Origin of the sequence: Polycladidibacter hongkongensis (genome assembly GCF_001561995.1) — a bacterium.
Classification (GTDB): domain Bacteria; phylum Pseudomonadota; class Alphaproteobacteria; order Rhizobiales; family Stappiaceae; genus Pseudovibrio; species Pseudovibrio hongkongensis.
The window spans coordinates 34232-53020 of record NZ_LLWC01000036.1 but is presented as its reverse complement, the minus strand read 5'-3'; the positions used below and the strand labels follow the sequence as shown (position 1 = coordinate 53020).

At 53.7% G+C, this 18789-nt stretch carries 19 protein-coding genes and 4 tRNA genes; 12 read left to right on the top strand and 11 right to left on the bottom strand.

Translation table 11 applies throughout. The features are described from left to right. Positions 1–37 precede the first annotated feature (37 nt). Positions 38–1153: an EAL domain-containing protein gene (locus AYK82_RS15450; RefSeq protein WP_068318041.1), complete on the top strand. Its 1116-nt coding sequence runs from the start codon at positions 38–40 to the stop codon at positions 1151–1153. Between the two features lie 175 nt (positions 1154–1328). Here AYK82_RS15450 and hemA read toward each other — a convergent pair whose 3' ends face one another. Further along, entirely contained in the window at positions 1329–2606 is a 1278-nt protein-coding gene (gene hemA, locus AYK82_RS15445; RefSeq protein ID WP_068318035.1) for a 5-aminolevulinate synthase, read from the bottom strand. A gap of 276 nt (positions 2607–2882) precedes the next feature. Here hemA and AYK82_RS15440 point away from each other — a divergent pair, with 276 nt between their 5' ends. After that, positions 2883–3374: a response regulator gene (locus AYK82_RS15440; RefSeq protein ID WP_082733984.1), complete on the top strand. Its 492-nt coding sequence runs from the start codon at positions 2883–2885 to the stop codon at positions 3372–3374. A gap of 102 nt (positions 3375–3476) precedes the next feature. Here the strand turns inward: AYK82_RS15440 and AYK82_RS15435 are convergent, their stop codons facing one another. The 3 genes from AYK82_RS15435 to AYK82_RS15425 all read right to left on the bottom strand — a co-directional run bounded on the left by AYK82_RS15435 (position 3477) and on the right by AYK82_RS15425 (position 4567). Next, positions 3477–3671: a hypothetical protein gene (locus AYK82_RS15435; protein WP_068318790.1), complete on the bottom strand. Its 195-nt coding sequence runs from the start codon at positions 3669–3671 to the stop codon at positions 3477–3479. A 720-nt stretch (positions 3672–4391) separates the two neighbouring features. Further along, positions 4392–4466 (bottom strand) — tRNA-Thr (locus tag AYK82_RS15430). Between the two features lie 26 nt (positions 4467–4492). After that, positions 4493–4567 (bottom strand) — tRNA-Thr (locus AYK82_RS15425). Positions 4568–4852: 285 nt separating this feature from the next. On the opposite strand from AYK82_RS15425, the gene AYK82_RS18520 reads away from it, so the two are divergent. From AYK82_RS18520 to AYK82_RS15385, 8 genes are all read left to right on the top strand, one after another. Then, positions 4853–4987: a hypothetical protein gene (locus AYK82_RS18520; protein ID WP_279626441.1), complete on the top strand. Its 135-nt coding sequence runs from the start codon at positions 4853–4855 to the stop codon at positions 4985–4987. Positions 4988–5229: 242 nt separating this feature from the next. Next, positions 5230–6519: a UDP-N-acetylglucosamine 1-carboxyvinyltransferase gene (gene murA / locus AYK82_RS15415; RefSeq protein WP_068318026.1), complete on the top strand. Its 1290-nt coding sequence runs from the start codon at positions 5230–5232 to the stop codon at positions 6517–6519. Between the two features lie 219 nt (positions 6520–6738). Beyond that, entirely contained in the window at positions 6739–7161 is a 423-nt protein-coding gene (locus tag AYK82_RS15410; protein WP_068318024.1) for a DUF2948 family protein, read from the top strand. A 250-nt stretch (positions 7162–7411) separates the two neighbouring features. Then, positions 7412–8710 carry a histidinol dehydrogenase gene (gene hisD, locus AYK82_RS15405; protein WP_068318788.1) on the top strand — a complete coding sequence of 433 codons (1299 nt, stop codon included), beginning with the start codon at positions 7412–7414 and terminating at the stop codon, positions 8708–8710. Positions 8711–8767: 57 nt separating this feature from the next. Further along, complete coding sequence (locus tag AYK82_RS15400) at positions 8768–9274, top strand: UPF0262 family protein (protein WP_068318019.1); 507 nt, start codon at positions 8768–8770, stop codon at positions 9272–9274. A gap of 5 nt (positions 9275–9279) precedes the next feature. Continuing rightward, positions 9280–9735 carry an arsenate-mycothiol transferase ArsC gene (locus tag AYK82_RS15395; protein WP_068318786.1) on the top strand — a complete coding sequence of 152 codons (456 nt, stop codon included), beginning with the start codon at positions 9280–9282 and terminating at the stop codon, positions 9733–9735. 243 nt (positions 9736–9978) lie between these two features. After that, the gene (gene infA / locus AYK82_RS15390; RefSeq protein WP_068318014.1) at positions 9979–10197 is read left to right on the top strand and encodes a translation initiation factor IF-1; all 219 of its coding nucleotides are present in this window, start codon (positions 9979–9981) and stop codon (positions 10195–10197) included. 94 nt (positions 10198–10291) lie between these two features. Further along, positions 10292–10927 carry a Maf family nucleotide pyrophosphatase gene (locus AYK82_RS15385; protein WP_068318013.1) on the top strand — a complete coding sequence of 212 codons (636 nt, stop codon included), beginning with the start codon at positions 10292–10294 and terminating at the stop codon, positions 10925–10927. A gap of 18 nt (positions 10928–10945) precedes the next feature. Here AYK82_RS15385 and AYK82_RS15380 read toward each other — a convergent pair whose 3' ends face one another. Both AYK82_RS15380 and AYK82_RS15375 read right to left on the bottom strand, forming a co-directional pair. Further along, complete coding sequence (locus tag AYK82_RS15380; protein ID WP_068318011.1) at positions 10946–11134, bottom strand: eL24 family ribosomal protein; 189 nt, start codon at positions 11132–11134, stop codon at positions 10946–10948. A 225-nt stretch (positions 11135–11359) separates the two neighbouring features. Then, positions 11360–11435, bottom strand: a tRNA-Phe gene (locus tag AYK82_RS15375). A gap of 397 nt (positions 11436–11832) precedes the next feature. Between AYK82_RS15375 and AYK82_RS17845 the strand changes: the two genes are divergently transcribed. Beyond that, complete coding sequence (locus AYK82_RS17845; protein WP_156453397.1) at positions 11833–12366, top strand: thermonuclease family protein; 534 nt, start codon at positions 11833–11835, stop codon at positions 12364–12366. Positions 12367–12396: 30 nt separating this feature from the next. Here AYK82_RS17845 and AYK82_RS15365 read toward each other — a convergent pair. The 3 genes from AYK82_RS15365 to yacG form a co-directional block, all read right to left on the bottom strand. Next, a tRNA-Phe gene (locus AYK82_RS15365) sits at positions 12397–12472 on the bottom strand. A gap of 245 nt (positions 12473–12717) precedes the next feature. Next, a complete protein-coding gene (locus AYK82_RS15360; RefSeq protein WP_068318009.1) occupies positions 12718–14319 on the bottom strand; it encodes a bifunctional metallophosphatase/5'-nucleotidase in 1602 nt (533 codons plus the stop codon). A 172-nt stretch (positions 14320–14491) separates the two neighbouring features. Continuing rightward, a complete protein-coding gene (gene yacG / locus AYK82_RS15355; RefSeq protein ID WP_068318008.1) occupies positions 14492–14674 on the bottom strand; it encodes a DNA gyrase inhibitor YacG in 183 nt (60 codons plus the stop codon). A 230-nt stretch (positions 14675–14904) separates the two neighbouring features. Here yacG and AYK82_RS15350 point away from each other — a divergent pair, with 230 nt between their 5' ends. Next, complete coding sequence (locus AYK82_RS15350; RefSeq protein ID WP_172795258.1) at positions 14905–16002, top strand: helix-turn-helix transcriptional regulator; 1098 nt, start codon at positions 14905–14907, stop codon at positions 16000–16002. Positions 16003–16048: 46 nt separating this feature from the next. Here AYK82_RS15350 and AYK82_RS15345 read toward each other — a convergent pair whose 3' ends face one another. Beyond that, positions 16049–16612, bottom strand: coding sequence for a hypothetical protein (locus tag AYK82_RS15345; RefSeq protein ID WP_068318002.1), 564 nt, complete (start codon positions 16610–16612; stop codon positions 16049–16051). A gap of 196 nt (positions 16613–16808) precedes the next feature. Then, on the bottom strand, positions 16809–18620 hold the full coding sequence (locus AYK82_RS15340) for an ABC-F family ATP-binding cassette domain-containing protein (protein WP_068318000.1): 1812 nt from the start codon (positions 18618–18620) through the stop codon (positions 16809–16811). Between the last annotated feature and the right edge of the window lie 169 nt (positions 18621–18789).

Sequence of the window (18789 nt, the reverse complement as noted above, 5' to 3'; positions counted from 1 at the left end):
GCTGCTATCCTTCGAGGAACCAAGGAAAGTATGCTGCGTGCCATTTTTACCCGAATCTACAGATGAGCCAGCCATATTGGCGAAACACACCGCTGCGCCCGGGTGGTGGGGGGACGTGGTGGCAACAATCGCGGCCTTGCCAGCGTTTTTGCAAGGCCGCTTACACGACCTCCAGACACGTTGCGCTTTTCTGGCATTGGCGTTGATCGGATATTTCTGGTTGCCATTTGATACCCTTTTGCCGCTGATCGTAATTGGCCTGTGCGGACTTCTGGCCGAGTATCTTTTTGCAGATCAATTTGATGCTGACGCGCCCTGTGTACAGATGCCACCGCAGGAGCGCTTAGCGCAAAAGCAAAACTCAATAGAGGCAAATGTGCAGCGGCCGGTACGCTGGGTGGTTATGTTTGAGCCCCAGTTTTGCTTGGCAAGTGGCGATGTTCTCTCACTTGCCGCATGTTTCCCGCTTGTAGATCAAGGCGAACTTCCTTCGACGACGCTTGCAGAGCATTGCAAGATGCTTGTAAGGCGTGGCATGCCGGTAACTGCGGCGCGTTTGTACCGTCAGGCAATCGTTGAGGCGGTGTCCAGTTTCGAACGTATACAGGCGCATCACACGCAGCTTAGATTGAGCTTGCCTTTGCCTGATCGTCGCTGGCTTGGCCGCGGCAGTGCCCGCCAATTAGCGGCGCTTTGTGCAAAAAGCGGCTTGGCCCCTGAATTTGTCAGAGCAGAACTGGGTTTGCCAGAGCTGTCTCTCTCAGCGGCGCGCGTCAACAAGCGGTTGGCGCGGTTTAGTGAAGTAGGATTGCAACCCTCTCTTTGGGGGCAGGGGGAGGCCTTCATCAAGTCTGCACACCTGCAAAACAATGCGGCAATGGTTATAAGGCTGGACAGTGCGTTGGCTATGGCGGCTTTGCGCGATGTCCGCTGCGCTAAGTTGTTATGCAATCTGTTAAGCGAGGCGCGACAGTCCGGACTGAAAACCGCCATGCATAATTTACAGGCGCTGCCCGAGATCACGATGCTCGGCAAAATGGGGCTGGATTACGCCAGTGGTCCGGCCTTGGCACGCGCGCTTAGTCCTCTAGACACAGCGGCTTGGGTCGCCTCGCAGCAGCGCGAGAAAAAGCATCATTGTAAAAAGTGCTAAGCAGCAGAGCAGAAAACGATCTCACCACCGACAACACAGCTCTTTAAAGCTTGCGATGGGCAAGCAAGCGGCAGCGATCTATCGATCGCTCCATATTAACAAAAGGGCTGCGCGCTAAAGCAACGCAGCCTTAATTCAACCCTCTGCAATTGCAGTGCTTGTCGATAGAGAAAGATTAGCCACCAGCTGCGTGGTGCAAGACAGCAGGTGCTGCTGCTGCTTCGCCCGCATCTTCCGCGGTGCCATCAGCAAATGGGATATCAAGCTCTTGCCATACATCCACCAGCGCATCGCGCAAGCCCTCGATGAGAACATCGCTATGTGCCGGTCCGGGAGTAATCCGCAAGCGTTCGGTTCCACGCGGAACTGTGGGGTAGTTAATCGGCTGGATGTAGATGTTGTGCTTTTCCATCAACATATCTGAAGCTTTTTTGCATAGATCAGGATCAGCCACCAGCACGGGCACAATATGCGTTTCTGAAGGCATAACAGGTAACCGGGCAGCGGAAAGCACATCCTTTGCCTTTTGCGCCTGTCGCTGCTGTCCCTCACGCTCTACGCTTGATTGTTTCAGGTGGGCAATAGAGGCCTTCGCCGCGGCCGCCAGTCCTGGGGGCAGAGCAGTGGTGAAGATAAAGCCTGGTGCAAATGAACGAACAGCATCAACAATGGTCTTGTTTCCTGCGATGTATCCGCCCAAAACCCCATAGGCCTTGGCCATAGTGCCTTCGATAATATCAATCCGGTCCATAACCCCGTCGCGCTCGGCAATACCGGCACCGCGCGGACCATACATGCCCACCGCATGAACTTCGTCAATATAGGTCATGGCGTTGTACTTATCGGCAAGATCACAGATCTTTTCGATCGGCGCGATATCACCGTCCATAGAATAGACAGATTCAAATACAATCAGTTTGGCGCGGTCATTGCCCGCGGCCTTCAGCAACTCTTCCAAGTGTTCCAGGTCGTTATGCCGCCAAACTTTCTTCGCAGCACCGGAATTGCGCACACCGGCAATCATGGAAGCATGGTTCAGCTGATCGGACAAGATAAGGCAATCAGGCAGCAGCTTCGCGATTGTCGAAATTGCAGCTTCATTGGAGACGAAACCGGAAGTGAACACCAGCGCCGAGTCCTTACCATGTAGATCGGCCAGTTCCTCTTCCAACTCAACCAATGGGTTGTTGGTACCGGATATGTTGCGGGTGCCGCCCGCGCCTGCGCCCATGCGCATCACTGTGTCGGTAAGCGCGCCGGTGACTTTCTCATTCTGGCCCATGCCCAAATAGTCGTTTGAACACCAGATTACAATTTCCCGCTCCTGCGAGCCCTCACGAAATGTTGCAAAAGGATGCCGGCCTGAAATGCGTTCAAGATTTGCGAAGACGCGATATCGTTTCTCTTCTTTAAGCGAAGAGATTGCCTCTTCGAAAATGGCTTGGTAATCCATAAGGATGCCCCTTGTTTGGCTGCCCAGAAACCTGTTTTATATTTAGTCTAAATCTAGAGCAATTCAGTGGCGATGTCGCAGGACAGATTGCCGCGCCTGCCACCTGAGTTCGGTTTCCGACGATTTTCGCTGTCTTAGCACAGCTCTTCTTAAGATCCCAGCGTAAAACCTTGACTTTTTCAGCTTAGCCTTTGAGTATTAACTAATCTATTTATCCCGCCGCTTGACAGTCTGTCGAATAGAAGTAGGGTTCGCGCGACGGGTTGGGGTGACGCATTGAGTATTGATATTTCCTCGCTAACATTTTTGGTGGTCGAAGACAGCGCATACATGCGCACAATCTTGCGCACCATGCTGCAAGGCTTTGGTGCCCGCCGAATTGTGGAGGCAGAAGACGGCGCCTCTGGCCTGGAGGCGATGGAACGGGCCAATCCGGACATTCTAATTCTGGATTGGGTCATGCCAATTCTTGATGGTGCTGATATGACCCGCATGATCCGCACGCCGGATAATCCATTTGCATATGTGCCGATTATTATGGTGACAGCCCATACCGAACGCAGCCGCATTTTGGAGGCGCGCAAGCTTGGCGTTCACGAACTTCTGTGTAAGCCGATTTCCGCCAAGGCGCTTTACCAACGCATCACCTCGGTTATCTTGCAACCAAGGGACTTTGTGAAGTCGCCAGGGTATTTCGGCCCGGCACCGCGCGCAATGCTGCATCAACCCAAAAAGTGGATGCGAAATCCAGACAGCGCATCCAGCTAGCAGGTTAGCTCGTCCATCTACTCGGTCTGCGGTATTTGTAGTTCTCTAAACCCATAAAAAAAGAGGCCAGCCTAGGCTGACCTCTTTTGGAAAACGAAAGCATTAAGCTTTGTTCGTAAGCGCGGCAAGCTCGTGCGTTGCTTTCTGCCACATTTCTGGCGGTAGCTTGGCCACCGTTTGCAGAAGGCGCGCAAAGTCCTGCTCTTCCATTTGGTACTTCAGCAGCTGGATTTCAGCCTCACTGAGTTTAAACTTGTCTGCCCCTTCTGAGAGCTCAACGTAAGCATCCTGCTTCATAACTGTATCTCCAGCACTAAACCACATCGCCGGGTAATAGGTCGTAAAAAGAGAGTTGGTGGCAGCCATAATCCCCCGATAACCGCTGCCACCTGCCGCTCTGGCCCCATTTGCCTTAGCTGCGAAGCAAAATGCGCTTGATGAAAAAGAATGTAAATTGGTGCCGAAACGCGTGTCTTTGCCCAATACACAACCGTGTGATTCATGTCACACACGCGCCCGCGCAAATCTGAGAGAATGGGAGGAATTCGCCTATTAGCGTACTCATTATACACCAATAGAGATTATCAAGAGGACTTATAAACGCGCGCTATAATTGTCATCGCTTCTAGCGCTAACCACGTTATCGAGTGCCCACTTTAATTAACACATAGAAAAATATGAGAAAATTTAAACAAGAGTTGAATAACGCAAGGTTGTAGGGCGCGGGTCTCTAGGATCTGTCTATATTGTTGGAAATAAAGAGAAATCTAATAAGCACCTGCAGTGGATGAAAACATCATCACAGGTTGCTCCTGTAATTTTAACAACCTTAGATTTTATAGATTTATAGGCAAGGACTGCATTTTAGCAAAGCGGTGCAGCTAGAAGATTCGCAAAGCCGACTTCAGGCTAGGGCCTTGGTTGCGCGCTTGCGCGAACGTAAGCATCAACAGTGCGCAACGATCCGCGAACCGGACATTCAGTCAAATATTGATGGAGAGTGCTTGATTGTCTAAATGGTGCTGCCGAGAAGATTTGAACTTCCGACCTCTCCCTTACCAAGGGAGTGCTCTACCCCTGAGCTACGGCAGCCTAACCTGTTGTCGCATCTTGTGAAATGGTGCTGCCGAGAAGATTTGAACTTCCGACCTCTCCCTTACCAAGGGAGTGCTCTACCCCTGAGCTACGGCAGCATCCTAGTGCGATCAACTTCAAGTCTTTGAAAAGACTTGCGTCCGCGGCGCGTTGCCTCGGAACGAGGTGGCTTATGTCATAACCCATTGGCACGTGCAAGCACTTTCCAAGGAGAAACTGTTAAAAACCTCAGAGCCTGTGAAAAATGCGCGGCACAATATTGCGCAAACCCGCCAGACTTACTTGGTTTTTATCGGCGCAATCGGTAAAGCTAGCACGACGAGTTTGAACCAACGTGGCACTGCGGCTCCACAAGCGCTGCAATTGGCAAAGGCAAGACAACAATGAGCGACGGCAAACCAGAAAAAATAGAAACAGCCAGCAAGAAGTCACCGGCAGTAGATAAGCAGGAACGCTTGGCGCAGGCGCTACGGGACAACCTGAAGAAGCGCAAGGCCGCAGCACGCTCGAGCAAGTAAGCAGAGGCGAGCACAATTTTGCCTTGTATGCGCCTGATAGCGCCGCTTTCGCGCCGCGCTCTAGCCCTTTACACTTGGCAAATCAGTTTATGTTAAAAAGCGAGTAAACGCTGCAGACTGCAAAAGAGCAGGTGCTTGCGCCGCGCGCCAATTAGCGTTAGGGAGCCTGAATGGCTGAGGTCCCGAAAGCAAGGTGGACCACCTAAAGCGCAGCAGACAACATTTTGGGGCATATATTCAATATGGATAAAATTCGCATTGTAGGGGGCAACGAGCTCAACGGTACAATCTCAATCTCCGGTGCAAAGAACGCTGCGCTGCCGCTGATGATTGCTTCTCTGCTTACCGACGAAACACTTACACTGGAAAATGTGCCGCGCTTGCGCGATGTCGCGCAGCTGACCCAGATCCTGTCAAATCACGGTGTGGATTATTCCGTAGATGGCAAACGGGCAGGCGATGATTCTCTTAAAGGTCAAACCCTACACCTGACCGCTGGTGAAATCGTCGACACCACCGCACCCTATGAACTGGTCTCCAAAATGCGGGCCAGCTTCTGGGTTATTGGCCCTTTGCTTGCCCGTATGCATCAAGCGCAAGTCTCTTTGCCCGGTGGTTGTGCGATCGGCACCCGCCCAGTCGACTTCTTCATAGATGGCTTGCGCGCACTGGGTGCGGACCTGGATATCGACAAGGGTTACATCGTTGGCTCGTGCAAAGGCGGGCTCAAAGGCGCACGGGTAAACTTTCCGAAAGTGTCAGTAGGTGCGACACACACCGTGTTGATGGCGGCCACCTTGGCCAAAGGCGAAACAGTTATTGAGAACGCCGCCCGCGAACCGGAGGTAGTTGATCTTGCCAATTGCTTGAAAGGCATGGGCGCAATTATCGAGGGCGCAGGCACGGATACAATCCATGTTCAGGGTGTAGATCGCTTGCACGCTTATCGTCACGCCGTCATCCCGGATCGCATTGAAACCGGCACCTACGCCATGGCCGTCGCCATGACCGGCGGTAAGGTGCTGCTGGAAGGTGCCCGCGCTGATCTGCTTGACAGCGCCATTGAAACCCTGCGCGGCGCTGGTGCGGAAATCACCCAAACGCCAGAAGGCCTGCTTGTGGCGCGCAATGGCAACGGTATCAAGCCGGTGGACATCTCGACCGAGCCTTTCCCCGGCTTCCCGACAGATCTGCAGGCGCAGTTCATGGCGCTAATGACCAAAGCTCAAGGCACCAGCCGGATCACCGAAAACATTTTCGAAAACCGCTTCATGCATGTGCAGGAACTGGCGCGACTTGGGGCCAAGATCCAGCTGGACGGGCAAGTGGCTACCATCGAAGGGGTTTCTGAACTTCACGGCGCTCAAGTGATGGCAACGGATTTGCGTGCCTCTGTGTCGCTGGTGATCGCGGGCCTCGTCGCGCAAGGAGAAACCACCGTTTCGCGTGTCTACCACCTTGATCGCGGTTTCGAGCGTCTGGAAGACAAGCTGTCTCGCTGCGGCGCGCAGATCGAGCGCATCTCCGCCTAGCCGCCTTCTTCTGGGCACGAAAAAGCAAGAACCTTGGCCGCGCGCAGTCTTCTGCCCGCGGCTTTTTACTGTCGGCGCAAACCGTTGTGCCGCAGAAACATGTGATCATCCGCCGAAGTCCTATTGAAAGTTGGCGGTGAACCAACCACCTTTTAAGAGGCAGGATCAACGCTGTTGCGCTCTTGTAAACTTGGCCGAAAGAAGAACGAGGAAGTCAAAATGAAACTCATGGCCCTTGATCTAGAGGATCTGGAGGTGGTCTCGGCACTGATGCAGGACGCTCTCTTGAAAACCGCCGATATTCGCTATTTGCCCGAGGAAAAGCGCCTTCTTCTCTCAGTCAACAGGTTCGCGTGGGAAGAAGAAAACAAGCGGCAAAGCCAACACGAACGCCATCGCTCCGCCCTGATCCTGTCGGAAGTCACCAGCCTACGGTCCAAGGGTATAGACCAAGGTGACAAGGAAAACATCCTGTCCTTGCTCAGTATCGATTTTGTTGCGGGTGAAGCCCCGGCAGGGGAGGTGGTCTTTACCTTTGCCGCAGGTGCAAGCCTAAGCGCCAGTGTGAGTTGCATCGAAGCGCAGGTGGCAGATCTTGGCGCCGCCTGGCAAACAGCCCACAAGCCGAACCACTTTCTCTAGTAACTGTTGAGAAAAAGGCGCGGCACAAAGCACTTGCCCACAACATGGGGCTTGCCTAAAGCCCCCGTATCTTCCTAAAAGAAGAACAACTGCATAATCCACGTGCCGCGGTAACGCGTGTGGCAAAGGCAAGCCAGCGTCAACAGTGGTTTTCGCGCCCGTTCTTCAAGGGGTGCCACCGCCCTTAGCTGGCCCTGTGCTGTGCGCCAATCGCACCCAAGCGGCACCAGCTAATCAGGATGCTATTGAAGTGGCACAATTACTGAACTCCACCGCGCCGGATTTTGAGCAAAGCCTCTCCGCCTTGTTGTCCTCCAAGCGTGAGGTCTCCGTCGATGTCGATGAGGTGACCCGCAAGATTCTGGAGGATGTGGAGCGCCGCGGCGATGCTGCTGTACTGGAATACACCGCCAAATTTGATCGCCTCTGTGCAAACTCTATGAACGAGTTGAAAGTCAGCCCGCAAGAGATAGAAGAGGCCGTCGCCAGCATTCCGGCAGATCTACATGATGCCCTCCAGTTGGCGTGTGATCGTATCCGCGCCCACCACAAGCGCCTTATGCCGCAAGACTTGCGCTATGAAGACGCCATCGGTGTCGAGCTTGGCAGCATGTGGTCGCCCGTGGAATCGGTCGGGGTCTATGTCCCCGGCGGTTTGGCAAGTTATCCATCATCCGTGCTTATGAACGTGGTGCCTGCAACCGTTGCCGGTGTCCAGCGCATTGTCATGGTGGTGCCAAGCCCCGATGGCAAGCTTAATCCACTGGTGCTTGCTGCTGCAAAAATGGCGGGCGTGAGCGAGATCTATCGCATTGGTGGGGCGCAGGCGATAGGTGCGCTGGCCTATGGCACCAAGACCATTGCGCCGGTAACCAAGATTGTTGGCCCGGGCAATGCCTATGTTTCTGCCGCCAAGCGTCGTGTTTTTGGCCGCGTTGGCATTGATATGATCGCAGGCCCCTCCGAAATTCTCGTGATCGCGGATAAGGACAGCAACCCTGATTGGGTCGCCATCGATTTGTTATCTCAGGCTGAGCATGACCCGGTCGCCCAATCGGTTCTGGTGACAGAAAGCGAGGGAATGGCGTCTGCCGTGATGGAGGCAGTTGAACGCCACTTGCAAACCTTGCCGCGTGCCGACGTTGCCCGCGCCAGCTGGCAGGACTACGGCGCGGCCATCATCGCCAAGGATTTGATCGAAGCTGCAAGTATCTCCAATCGCTTTGCGCCAGAACACTTGGAGCTTTGCGTAGAAGATCCAGATGCGCTCTTGCCGCATATTCGCAATGCTGGCGCGATCTTTATGGGCCGTTACACCCCTGAAGCTGTTGGCGATTATGTTGGCGGTTCCAACCATGTCTTGCCAACAGCGCGCTCTGCACGTTTTTCTTCCGGTCTGTCCACGTTGGACTTTTTGAAACGCACCTCGCTGTTGCGCTGTAATCCGGAAAGCTTGGCGAAGATCGGCCCGGCCGCGGTCGCCCTTGCCGAATGCGAGGGCTTGCAAGCGCACGGACGGTCGGTTTCAATTCGTCTTAACTCGCTTTAGGCTAGCTTTTCAGGATTAATCGACCAGCAATCAAGAGCAAGCATCACCGGCACGCCCATGGATCAAGGGACATCTTCCTCACTAATAAAGAAGAGCGAGCGCGAATACCTCTTTGAGGTCGTGCTCGACCCTGATTCCATTGCCCGTGCCAATAAGGACGTGGAGCGCGAGCGCAAGGTCGCCATCTTTGATCTGGTTGAGGAAAACTATTTCTCTCCTGTCGGCGCCTGCGAGGGCCCATACCGGCTTGACCTTTCGCTGGTGCAGCGCAAGCTGGTGATGATGATCCGCGATGAGATGGGGCAGGATGTCTGTTCGCATATTCTCTCGCTCACGCCGCTGCGGCGGATCATCAAAGAGTACTTTCTGGTTTGCGATACCTACTATGAGGCCATTCGCTCCGCGTCTCCCAGCCAGATCGAGGCCATCGATATGGGCCGCCGTGGCTTGCATGATGATGGCGCTGCGGTGCTTGGGGAGCGCTTGCAGGGCAAGATCGAGGTTGATCACCAAACGTCCCGCCGCCTGTTTACTCTGATCTGCTCACTACAGCAGCGGCGGTGATGGATATGACCGCGCCCCTCCATGCCCAGCCAAGCGCCGTCCTGTTTGCGTGCCGGATGAATGCTGTGCGCTCGCCCATGGCCGAAGCAATGACCTCCTTCCTCTTTCCCGGCAAGATTTATACCCGCTCATGTGGTGTGTTCGCCGGAGAGCGCGACCCCTTTGTGGATGCGGTAATGGAGGAACTTGGCGTTGATATGAGCAAGCACCGCCCCAAAACCCTCGAGGATTTGCAGGAGGACGGGTTTGATCTGGTCATCACGCTCGCCCCGGAGGCGCACCACATGGCACTGGAGATGACCCGCACCCAAGCAGTCGATGTGGAATACTGGCCAACTATTGACCCGACACTGGCCACCGGCTCTCGCGCCCAGATTATGGATGCCTATCGTCAGGTGCGCGACACTCTACGTCAGCGCTTGATGAAACGCCTTGATTGGCAACCTGCCTCTGTGTCTTGAGCTTTCGCGCAGGAAAAGGGCAGTAAGAACGCTTCCGGCTCCCTAAAAAACGAGGAGCTTGCACTTGAATAGCGGCGAAAACTGGCATTATCAGGGGGCGAAACCAGCAAAAACGCCGCAAAACCTTTAAAAGTGCCGCAAACTGGCGTATACGCCCCTCAAGAACTACGAGTAACCTGTTCACTTTTTTCTGGTAATCCGCTAGGTTCCGCCACGATTAAGTGCAACCAGTCGAGAATCTATATGGCTAAAGAAGAAATGCTGGAGTTTCCGGGCGTCGTCACGGAACTGCTGCCAAACGCGACTTTTCGCGTAACCTTGGAAAATGACCACGAAATTATTGCTCACACCGCAGGTCGCATGCGCAAAAACCGCATTCGCGTTTTGGCAGGTGACAAAGTCCTGGTGGAAATGACACCATACGACCTGACCAAGGGGCGCATCACCTACCGATACAAATAAGGCTGGGGTGTCTGCACAGCTTGCAGACCACACCTTACATTTTTGCTAGCAATGTTGCCCTGAAAGTGCAGCCAGTATGAAGGAGAGCAGCAAGATGAAAAAGCAAGTCCCTCTTGTTTTGGCGTCCGCCTCTCCCCGTCGCTTGGCTTTGCTGCAGCAGATCGGCATAGAGCCGGATTTCCTGCTACCTGCGGATATTGATGAGACTGTCAAGCGCGGCGAGAGCCCGCGGGCTCTGGCTATGCGCCTTGCCAATGGCAAGGCCAGCACTGCCCGCCACTTGCTCGCCAGTCAGCCAGAGCTGGAAAACGCGCTTGTCTTGGGGGCAGACACTGTTGTCGCTGTGGGGCGCCGTATTCTGCCAAAAGCAGAAACCGAGGCCGAAGCCCGCGCCTGCCTTCAACTGCTCTCAGGTCGCACGCATAAGGTCTTCACCGGCATTAGTGTAAACACCTCTGGCGGCGTGCAACGCGCTAAGCTGGTAGAAACCCGCGTTCGCTTTGCGCGGCTGTCACGTGCCGATATGGAAGCCTATCTGGAAAGCGGCGAATGGCGCGGCAAGGCAGGGGGCTACGCCATTCAGGGTTTTGCTGGCTCGTTTGTTCAGCGCCTTATTGGCTCTTACCCCTCGGTGGTTGGCCTACCTCTGGCTGAAACCGCAGCGCTGCTCTCTGGCCTCGGTTACGACACAAAAGCCGCTTGGCACCAGCAAGCCCCTGCAACAGCTTAGAGCTTGGGCCAGCGTCCTCTAGGGGTTCTCAGCTGCATTAATTGCAAACTCAAAGTGCTTGGACGCCTTTTCAAACTTGTCCCGGCAACCCGGATTGCAAAAACCAACAGTTTTGCCGCGATAAAGAGTAAGTGAATCTGAGCGAACCTTCTCGCCCGACCAAGGGCAGGTCTCGTTAATGCAATCCTCTAGTTTAAGCTCGGTCATCGTCTTGTCCCTATCATTTGTTTTCTAGGAGAATAGCGCAGCGCGTTCTAGAGAGTAAGGCTACCTTTGTTGGGCTGCATGGATTACCTCGCGAAATTTGCCAGTAAACCATCTGTACACGCGTTGTCACAAGCGCCGCGCTACAAGCGGGCGGCAGCTAGCGCACCTCTGGTGGGTTGGTGTAAACAAACCACGGGAAATTATGCGACGGTGTATCTAGAGAAGTGGTGCCCGGAGGCGGATTCGAACCACCGACACGCGGATTTTCAATCCGCTGCTCTACCAACTGAGCTATCCGGGCCAAGCAGTCTTTGCGGCTCTCAAGTGGTCCGCGCTGCGAAGGTGTGCGTCTTATAAAAAAGGACTTGGCACTTGTCTAGCTAAATTCCTAAAGAAATTGGGGAATATGCAACCCTGTGTATATTTTGCTCTGGCGCGCGATGGCCTTTCAAGGGGGCGTCGGTGCCCCCGCGCCGCTAACAAGCTTTATGTGCAGGCGGAGCGCACTCACTCATTGGTCATCTAAGCAAAAACGAGACTCCTTTTTCACTCAAGGAAACCACTAGGTTTATCTCTTGCACAAACCGCCGCAAACTTGTTGGGCATGCAACAATCTGAGGTGCTGAGTGGGGTTCATTGGGGCTTGCTTGCTTGTTGTGCTTTTTCTTCTCTGGCGTCTGTTTCGGCGCTGGAGGCGAATGCGCGCACCATGGCGCCATTTGCTACGGAACGACGCGAAGGGGCAGGTGAATGCGCCATTGGAGCAAGATGTCGACTTTGATGCCGCGTCAGTTCTGGGGTCGTATCGACTGGTCACAGGCCGGGCATTCATTGTTGATGAGGACACTCTATGGATCAGCCGCGAGAAAATTCGCCTTTTTGGTATTGATGCGCTAAAACGCAATCATTCCTATGGGATCAAAGCAAAATGGGTACTCCATTCCCTATGTAAAGATCAGGTAGTAAGCGCAGTTATTTGCCATGAAGATAACTATGGGCGTGCCGTGGCCTACTGCTTCCTCCCAGATGGGACAGATCTCTCCCAAGCGCTAGTGCAGCAAGGTTTGGCACCGGACTGGCAAGAGTTCTCAAAAGGCTATTATCGTCGCTTTGAAACGCCAGATGCCCGCCGAAAACTCTTCCTTGCCGATGTACGTCAAAAGGGCACATGCATAAATGGGGGCACTTTGAGGAGCAACAGGCTGAATAACAACACGACTGCCAATGGCTAGCAGTCCCATATCGTCAACAATTTAGGGAAGTGGTGCCCGGAGGCGGATTCGAACCACCGACACGCGGATTTTCAATCCGCTGCTCTACCAACTGAGCTATCCGGGCCAAGCAGTTTTGCGGCTCTCAAGTGGTCCGCGCTGCGAAGGTGTGCGTCTTATAAAAAAGGACTTGGCACTTGTCTAGAGCTCTTTTAAGCGCCCGGCACACTTTTCAACAATCCACTTACATTTGCAGGGCTAACTACGAAAATCTAGAGATTTTAGTGTGTTACCACGATGATCCCGTATCTACGGAAAAACAAAAGGGGGCAAAATGCCCCCTTTAAATCTTAATGTATGCGCCTGAAAGGCTTATTTTACTGCGGTGACACGGCCGTCCAGCTTTGGCTGGTAGTCCTTATGTGCCTTCAAATAGTCCGCCAGAACGATCTCAAGGCCTGGGCCATAATCGTAGGCATTCATACCGTGCTCAGCGAACACCTTGTAACCATCACCACCACCACGCATGTAGTTGTTGGTTGCAACCTTGTAGACTTTGTCAGGATCGATTGGCGAACCATCAGTCATGGTCAGTGCGACAATACGCTCACCAGCTGGCTTGGAGGCATCGAAGGAATACTTGATACCGGCAACCTGCGCGAAGCGGCCAGCGCCTTCTTCCAGTTTGGAAGCGCCGTTCTCAAGAGCTTCTTTGATGTGAGAGCCCTTCATCTCGAAGGTAGCCAGAGTGTTCTGGAATGGCAGGACAGTCAGAACTTCGCCCATTGTTACTTCGCCAGCATCGATGGATGCCCGCAAGCCGCCACCGTTCTGGATCACAATCTCGATGCCTTGATCTTTGGTCGCATCAAGGATTGCGTCGGCAACAAGGTTGCCCATGGCGCACTCACCAGCGCGGCAGGTGTTGCGGCTGCCATCAATCATCTCAGCAGCAGAGCCAATGACTTGTGCTTTCAATTCTTGAATCGGCGCGGCCAGTTCTGCCACACGCGCTTTCATAGTTTCGTCTTCTGCAACCGATGAATCAAGCAGGATCGGCTCGCCAACAGCCTTGATCACGTCGCCATTGTCGTCCCATGTTACAGCAATTTCGCCAAGGAATTTGCCGTAGGCATAGGCTTGAACGATCGGCACGTCTTTACCCTCTGGGTTTTTCACCAGTACTGGGTAAGGGCCTTTGGCGCGCTTTTGGGTGTTAGACAGCAGGGTGTGGGAGTGACCGCCAACAATCACATCAATGCCCGGTACTGCCGCTGCAATTTGCTTGTCGCGGGTCAGGCCTGCGTGGGTCAGCGCGATGATTTTGTTCACGCCAGCCGCTTCAAGTGCCTCAACAGCACCTTTCAGGTAGTCCTCGGCCATAATGAAACGGACACCGGCACCCGGGGAGGAGGTCACATCAGTGTCTTCAGCCAGCGCAGAAACAATACCGACTTTCTCGCCGCCTTTTTCAAGGATCAAAGTGCCGGGCACTTTGCCTTTCAAAAGAGGTTCATTGTTAACCTCGATATTGCCGGAAATAACTGGGAAGTCTGCAGCATCGATGAACTTTTCCAGCGCTGCCGGGCCGTCATCAAACTCGTGGTTACCCACGGCCATGGCATCAAAGTCCAGCATGTTCATAAATTCAACAGCGGCCTTGCCTTTGTATGTGGTGTAGAACAACGATCCTTGGAACTGGTCACCAGCATCAAGAGTTACAAAGTTCTTACCTTCGCCAGAAAGTGCAGCGCGGCGCTCGTCCAGAGCAGTCTTGATACGGGCAATACCGCCAAAACACTTGCCTTCAGCAGCACTTTTCTCTGAGCAGCCAGAATCGTACTTGTTGATTGGCTCGATGCGAGAGTGCAAGTCGTTGATATGCAAAATTGTCAGATCGTAATCTGCCAATGCCGGAGCGGAAAAACCAGCGGCAAGCACCAGCGCACTGGCGCCCATCATCAATTGTTTCATCTGTCAGATCCCCAAATATCTATCAACGCCGCACATGGCACATGTGCAGCGAGTCGCTTTTTAGCGGTTTGCAAAAACCTTCATGATATGAAAACAAATATATGACGCTGACAAGACGTTTAACCGGCTAAATTGATAACTACCAACACTAACACACGGGAAATATTGAAACCTAGTGCATTTCCGCTTTGCGCAGCCCCTCTAGAATCGCTTCTGGGTCCTGTTCTTCTTCGCTTGCAGCCACGGAGTAGCGATTAGACAACCAACGGTTTAGGTCAATATCGCGGCATCTGTCAGAACAGAAAGGGCGATGCTTCGCGTGTGCATCCTTTTCACAAATCGGGCATTTGGCCATGGGGTCCTCGCTTTACTCATCTCAGGTCAACGGCAATGCCGCCTCATGGCATATTCTGGCGCGCCTCTCAAGGTTGGGCTGCCCGCCTATAAGAAACATCCTTTAAGTGCTTACCAAGACAGGCGGCCCGTCAAATGGTGCTGGTGTTTGCCATAGCCTAATTATATGGTTGGGCGGAACCAACAACAAACACCCCATTCTTTTTATTAGAGCCTTTTATTGGAGCCGCCTTGTTACAGCTGCCGCTTCCCATAGTGACGTCACTCCTGCTGGTTTTTCTTCTGCTGCGCTTTTTGGTAGAGTTTGGCGCCCGAAGAAAACCGCTGAGCTTGTTGGTGTTGGGTTTCTACGCATTACAGTCTTTGTTGGTGGGCCTGCGCTGGGGAGGAGAGCACATCCCTCAAGCCACGCTTGCAGTCACCGCCGCTGCGCTTCCTGCACTCACTTGGGGTGCACTGGGCGAACTGGCAGGCCACAAGAGTACCCGTCACCTAAGTTTCACGCTTCTGCTGGCGTTTATCGCCTCACTTTTGACTTACCTCGCGATCTTAGCCAGTCGCTCCTATTTGGTTGATGCGTTGTCCTTGCTGTTTTACGCTGGAGCTGCCCTGCTGCTGCTGGTGCAGGCGCATAAACAAGGCCACGCTTGGTTTGACCGCAGCCCTCTTGGCACTTTGCTAGACCTAAAAAGCCTTTATCGTCTTGCCGGTGCCCTGTTGCTGTTCTCCGCTCTGACAGACTTTCTGATCTCTATCGCCTATGAAATTGCTCGCCCTCAGCTGGCCGCGCAGATAGTGTTCTCTGGCAATGTCATTTTGCTTGCCCTGCTGGCTTTCGCCTATTTGCGACAAGCAGCAAAGCGCCGCGCACCTGAGGGCAAGAGGGCGGAGGAGGTGGCAGGAGCAGGGGAGGTGCATCACGCAAACCAAGACAAAACCATCAAGCAGCGGCCTGTGCGGCAGCGCACAAACGCTCCTGTGCAATCGGCAGAGCAATTGCAAGCTGTTTTACAAAAGCTCCGCAACGCGCTAGAGCAGGAAAGGCTTTATTGTGATGAAACACTGTCGTTGGAAAAACTCGCCGCCCATTTGGGTATTCCTGCCAGAACAATATCCAAGGCTGTCAACCAACTCAGCGGCATGAGCCTGCCGCAACTTGTCAATTCCTATCGCCTCGCAGAAGCCGCGAGGCAATTGCGTCAAGAGCAAACTACAATTACACAAATCATGTACGCCACCGGATTTGCCACCAAATCAAATTTCAACCGTGAATTCGTCAAGCTTTATGGTGTTAGTCCCAGCGCCTATCGTGATGAAATTGACCTTTAGGCCGCCCGCCACACAAGTTTGGATGTGGCGAGCACCTTTGAGCCCCCTAGTCAGCGTAGACAACCCGCGCGACCGACAGAGGGACATCTATGCGCACCGCATCCCGCGCGATCGGTTCGCTAAAGCGCACATTGAACACACCTGCGTCCCCTGCGAGGCGAAAGGCCTTGGCTGCGCCGTTAAAGTTCAGCACTGTTTTGTTTCCAGAAAATTCCACCTTGTTGAAGGACCCTGCGATATCGGCGGCAAGCGCATCCAGCTGAACAGTTAGGTTATGTTCTTCCGGCATATCCAGCCAAACCGTTGGATCACAGAACAAAGAGCTCGCAAAACCACGGCGCTGTACATCAAGGTTGAGTTGTTGCCCCTCGCGGCGAACAATCACGTCAAGATTGCACCAGCGCTTGTCTTGCTTTTCAACTTTCAGGGTGTGGCTGCCTTGGCTGCTGCGAATGCTAAGCGCAGTGCTGTCGCCACTAACTTTAATTGTGTCGATGCCGCTGGTGTCCACCAGTTGTTCGGCAATGCTGGCCTCTGTCAAACTAAGGGCGATAATACCGGCAATGAGAATTGCGCCGGAACCTAAGACAATTTTTGCTGATAAGCGCATAAGACTTCCTCGCTGTAGAGCCACCGGTGCAAACGACATGTTTGACCTTTGCAGCTACAACAAACAATGAGGAACGAGCCAAAATTCGGCGACCTGTTTGCCGCAGGAACCACAAAACAGGAGGTCCAGTTTCGTGGTTCCAGTGCGACTACGCAATATAGGAGGGATAATCCTGCAAAATGGGCGAACGCATAGTCTACGCCCCTTCGGCCAGCCCCTCCAGCTCCAGCCATTCTTCTTCTAGTGCGTCAAGTAGCTCATGCAGCTTGCCTACCTGCTGGGTGGTCTTGTGAAACCTGTCGGGGTTTGCGCTGAATAAGCTCGGGTCTTCCAATAGCTTTTGCGCCTTGGCGATCTTTTGTTCCAGCGCCGCAATTTCATCTGGCAATGCTTTGAGCCGGTGCTGCTGAGTAAAGCTGAGGCCACTTTTCTTCGCTGGCTTTGCTGGTTCTGCTGCCTCTGCGTTTTCTTGTCGTGCCTTAGCCTTGAGGGCCTTTGCCTCGCGCTTGGCATCCACACCGGCGCCGCGCTGCGCCACCATATCAGAGTAACCTCCGGCATATTCGCGCCACAGGCCATCTCCCTCCATGGTAATCACCGAGGTACAAATCCGGTCAAGAAAATCACGATCGTGGCTTACCAGCAGCACTGTGCCGCTGTAATCGGCGATGAGCTCCTGCAATAAATCGAGCGTTTCCAGATCCAGATCATTGGTCGGTTCGTCAAGCACCAGTAGGTTGGAGGGGGTTGCCAACGCACGGGCCAGTAGCAAACGGCCACGTTCCCCGCCAGAGAGCACCTTCACCGGCGTACGGCCCTGTTCGGGCGTAAACAAAAAGTCCTTCATGTAACTCATTACATGCTTGGACTGATCTCCAAGGATCACCATGTCCCCCCGTCCGCCGGTTAAAACCGAGGCCAGCGTGTCGTTAGGGTCTAGTTTTTCTCGTTTCTGATCCAGTGTAACCATTTCAAGGCTGGCACCAAGGCGCATGGTGCCATCATCCGGCGTCAGTTCGCCTGTGAGCATTTTAAGAAGTGTTGTTTTCCCTGCGCCATTTGGACCAACAAAACCAACCCGATCACCCCGGGCGATACGCGTTGAAAAGCCCTTCACGATAGGGCGTCCGCCGTAGCTCTTGCCGATGCCCTTGGCCTCGCTCACCAGCTTGCCTGATGTTTCCGCCTCGCTCACCGTCATTTTGACAGTGCCTTGCGGCCCGCGATGCTCCTTTTTCTGCTGGCGAAGATCAGCCAGTTCCCGAACGCGGCGCATATTGCGCTTGCGCCGCGCGGTAACCCCGTAAATCATCCAGTGTTCTTCTTGCCGGATCTTTTCCGAAAGCCGCGCCTGTTCTTTCTCTTCTTCCTCAAACACTTTGTCGCGCCATGCCTCGAACTCGGCAAAACCCTGCTCGTTACGCCGTGAAACACCGCGATCAATCCAAACCGTGACCCGCGAAAGATTCTCCAAAAAGCGTCTGTCGTGCGAAATCAACACGATCGCCGATTTCATTTGTTTCAATTCCGCTTCCAGCCATTCAATAACCGGTAAGTCAAGATGGTTGGTTGGCTCGTCCAGCAGCAAGATATCCGGCTCAGGCGCAAGGGCGCGGGCAATCGCCGCCCGCTTGGCTTCTCCGCCCGAAAGCTTGGCAGGGTCTTCATTGCCTTCTAGGCCCAGCACATTCAGCAGGTACTGGGCGCGGTAATGGTCATCTCCGGGCGCCAGTCCGGCTTCGGCATATTCCAAAACGGTTTTGTAGCCCGAAAGGTCAGGCTCCTGCGGCAAGTAACGTAAGGTGCGCCCCGGCTGCAAAAAGTGCTCGCCGCTATCCGGCTCGATCATCCCCGCTGCGATTTTTAAAAGCGTAGACTTGCCAGAGCCGTTGCGCCCAACAAGGCAGATGCGCTCGCCCTCGCCAACTTGCAATTCCGCCCCCTTAAGCAGCGGCTCGGAGCCAAAGCGAATTCCAATTTCTTTCAGATGCAATAGGGGCGGGGCCATGGGCGTCAGTTTCCTTGCAATGCGGGCGAGATTTCCGCCAACTCCCTATCATACCGGCAAAAAGAAACAAACTCGCTCTGCGAATCCTAATTGCCAATCAGCGTGAGCTGTTAACAACGTTGATTTGAACAAATGTGCAATTGCTATGTGACTAATTTGTTTTGCAGGA

Coding starts and splice junctions, on each gene's coding strand:
- AYK82_RS18520 (WP_279626441.1), top strand. CDS start 4,853: ATGAGCGACGGCAAACCAGAAAAAATAGAAACAGCCAGCAAGAAGTCA.
- AYK82_RS15380 (WP_068318011.1), bottom strand. CDS start 11,134: ATGACCGAGCTTAAACTAGAGGATTGCATTAACGAGACCTGCCCTTGG.
- AYK82_RS15395 (WP_068318786.1), top strand. CDS start 9,280: ATGACCGCGCCCCTCCATGCCCAGCCAAGCGCCGTCCTGTTTGCGTGC.
- hemA (WP_068318035.1), bottom strand. CDS start 2,606: ATGGATTACCAAGCCATTTTCGAAGAGGCAATCTCTTCGCTTAAAGAA.
- AYK82_RS17845 (WP_156453397.1), top strand. CDS start 11,833: ATGCGCGCACCATGGCGCCATTTGCTACGGAACGACGCGAAGGGGCAG.
- AYK82_RS15410 (WP_068318024.1), top strand. CDS start 6,739: ATGAAACTCATGGCCCTTGATCTAGAGGATCTGGAGGTGGTCTCGGCA.
- yacG (WP_068318008.1), bottom strand. CDS start 14,674: ATGGCCAAATGCCCGATTTGTGAAAAGGATGCACACGCGAAGCATCGC.
- murA (WP_068318026.1), top strand. CDS start 5,230: ATGGATAAAATTCGCATTGTAGGGGGCAACGAGCTCAACGGTACAATC.
- AYK82_RS15345 (WP_068318002.1), bottom strand. CDS start 16,612: ATGCGCTTATCAGCAAAAATTGTCTTAGGTTCCGGCGCAATTCTCATT.
- infA (WP_068318014.1), top strand. CDS start 9,979: ATGGCTAAAGAAGAAATGCTGGAGTTTCCGGGCGTCGTCACGGAACTG.
- AYK82_RS15340 (WP_068318000.1), bottom strand. CDS start 18,620: ATGGCCCCGCCCCTATTGCATCTGAAAGAAATTGGAATTCGCTTTGGC.
- AYK82_RS15435 (WP_068318790.1), bottom strand. CDS start 3,671: ATGAAGCAGGATGCTTACGTTGAGCTCTCAGAAGGGGCAGACAAGTTT.
- AYK82_RS15360 (WP_068318009.1), bottom strand. CDS start 14,319: ATGAAACAATTGATGATGGGCGCCAGTGCGCTGGTGCTTGCCGCTGGT.
- AYK82_RS15400 (WP_068318019.1), top strand. CDS start 8,768: ATGGATCAAGGGACATCTTCCTCACTAATAAAGAAGAGCGAGCGCGAA.
- AYK82_RS15385 (WP_068318013.1), top strand. CDS start 10,292: ATGAAAAAGCAAGTCCCTCTTGTTTTGGCGTCCGCCTCTCCCCGTCGC.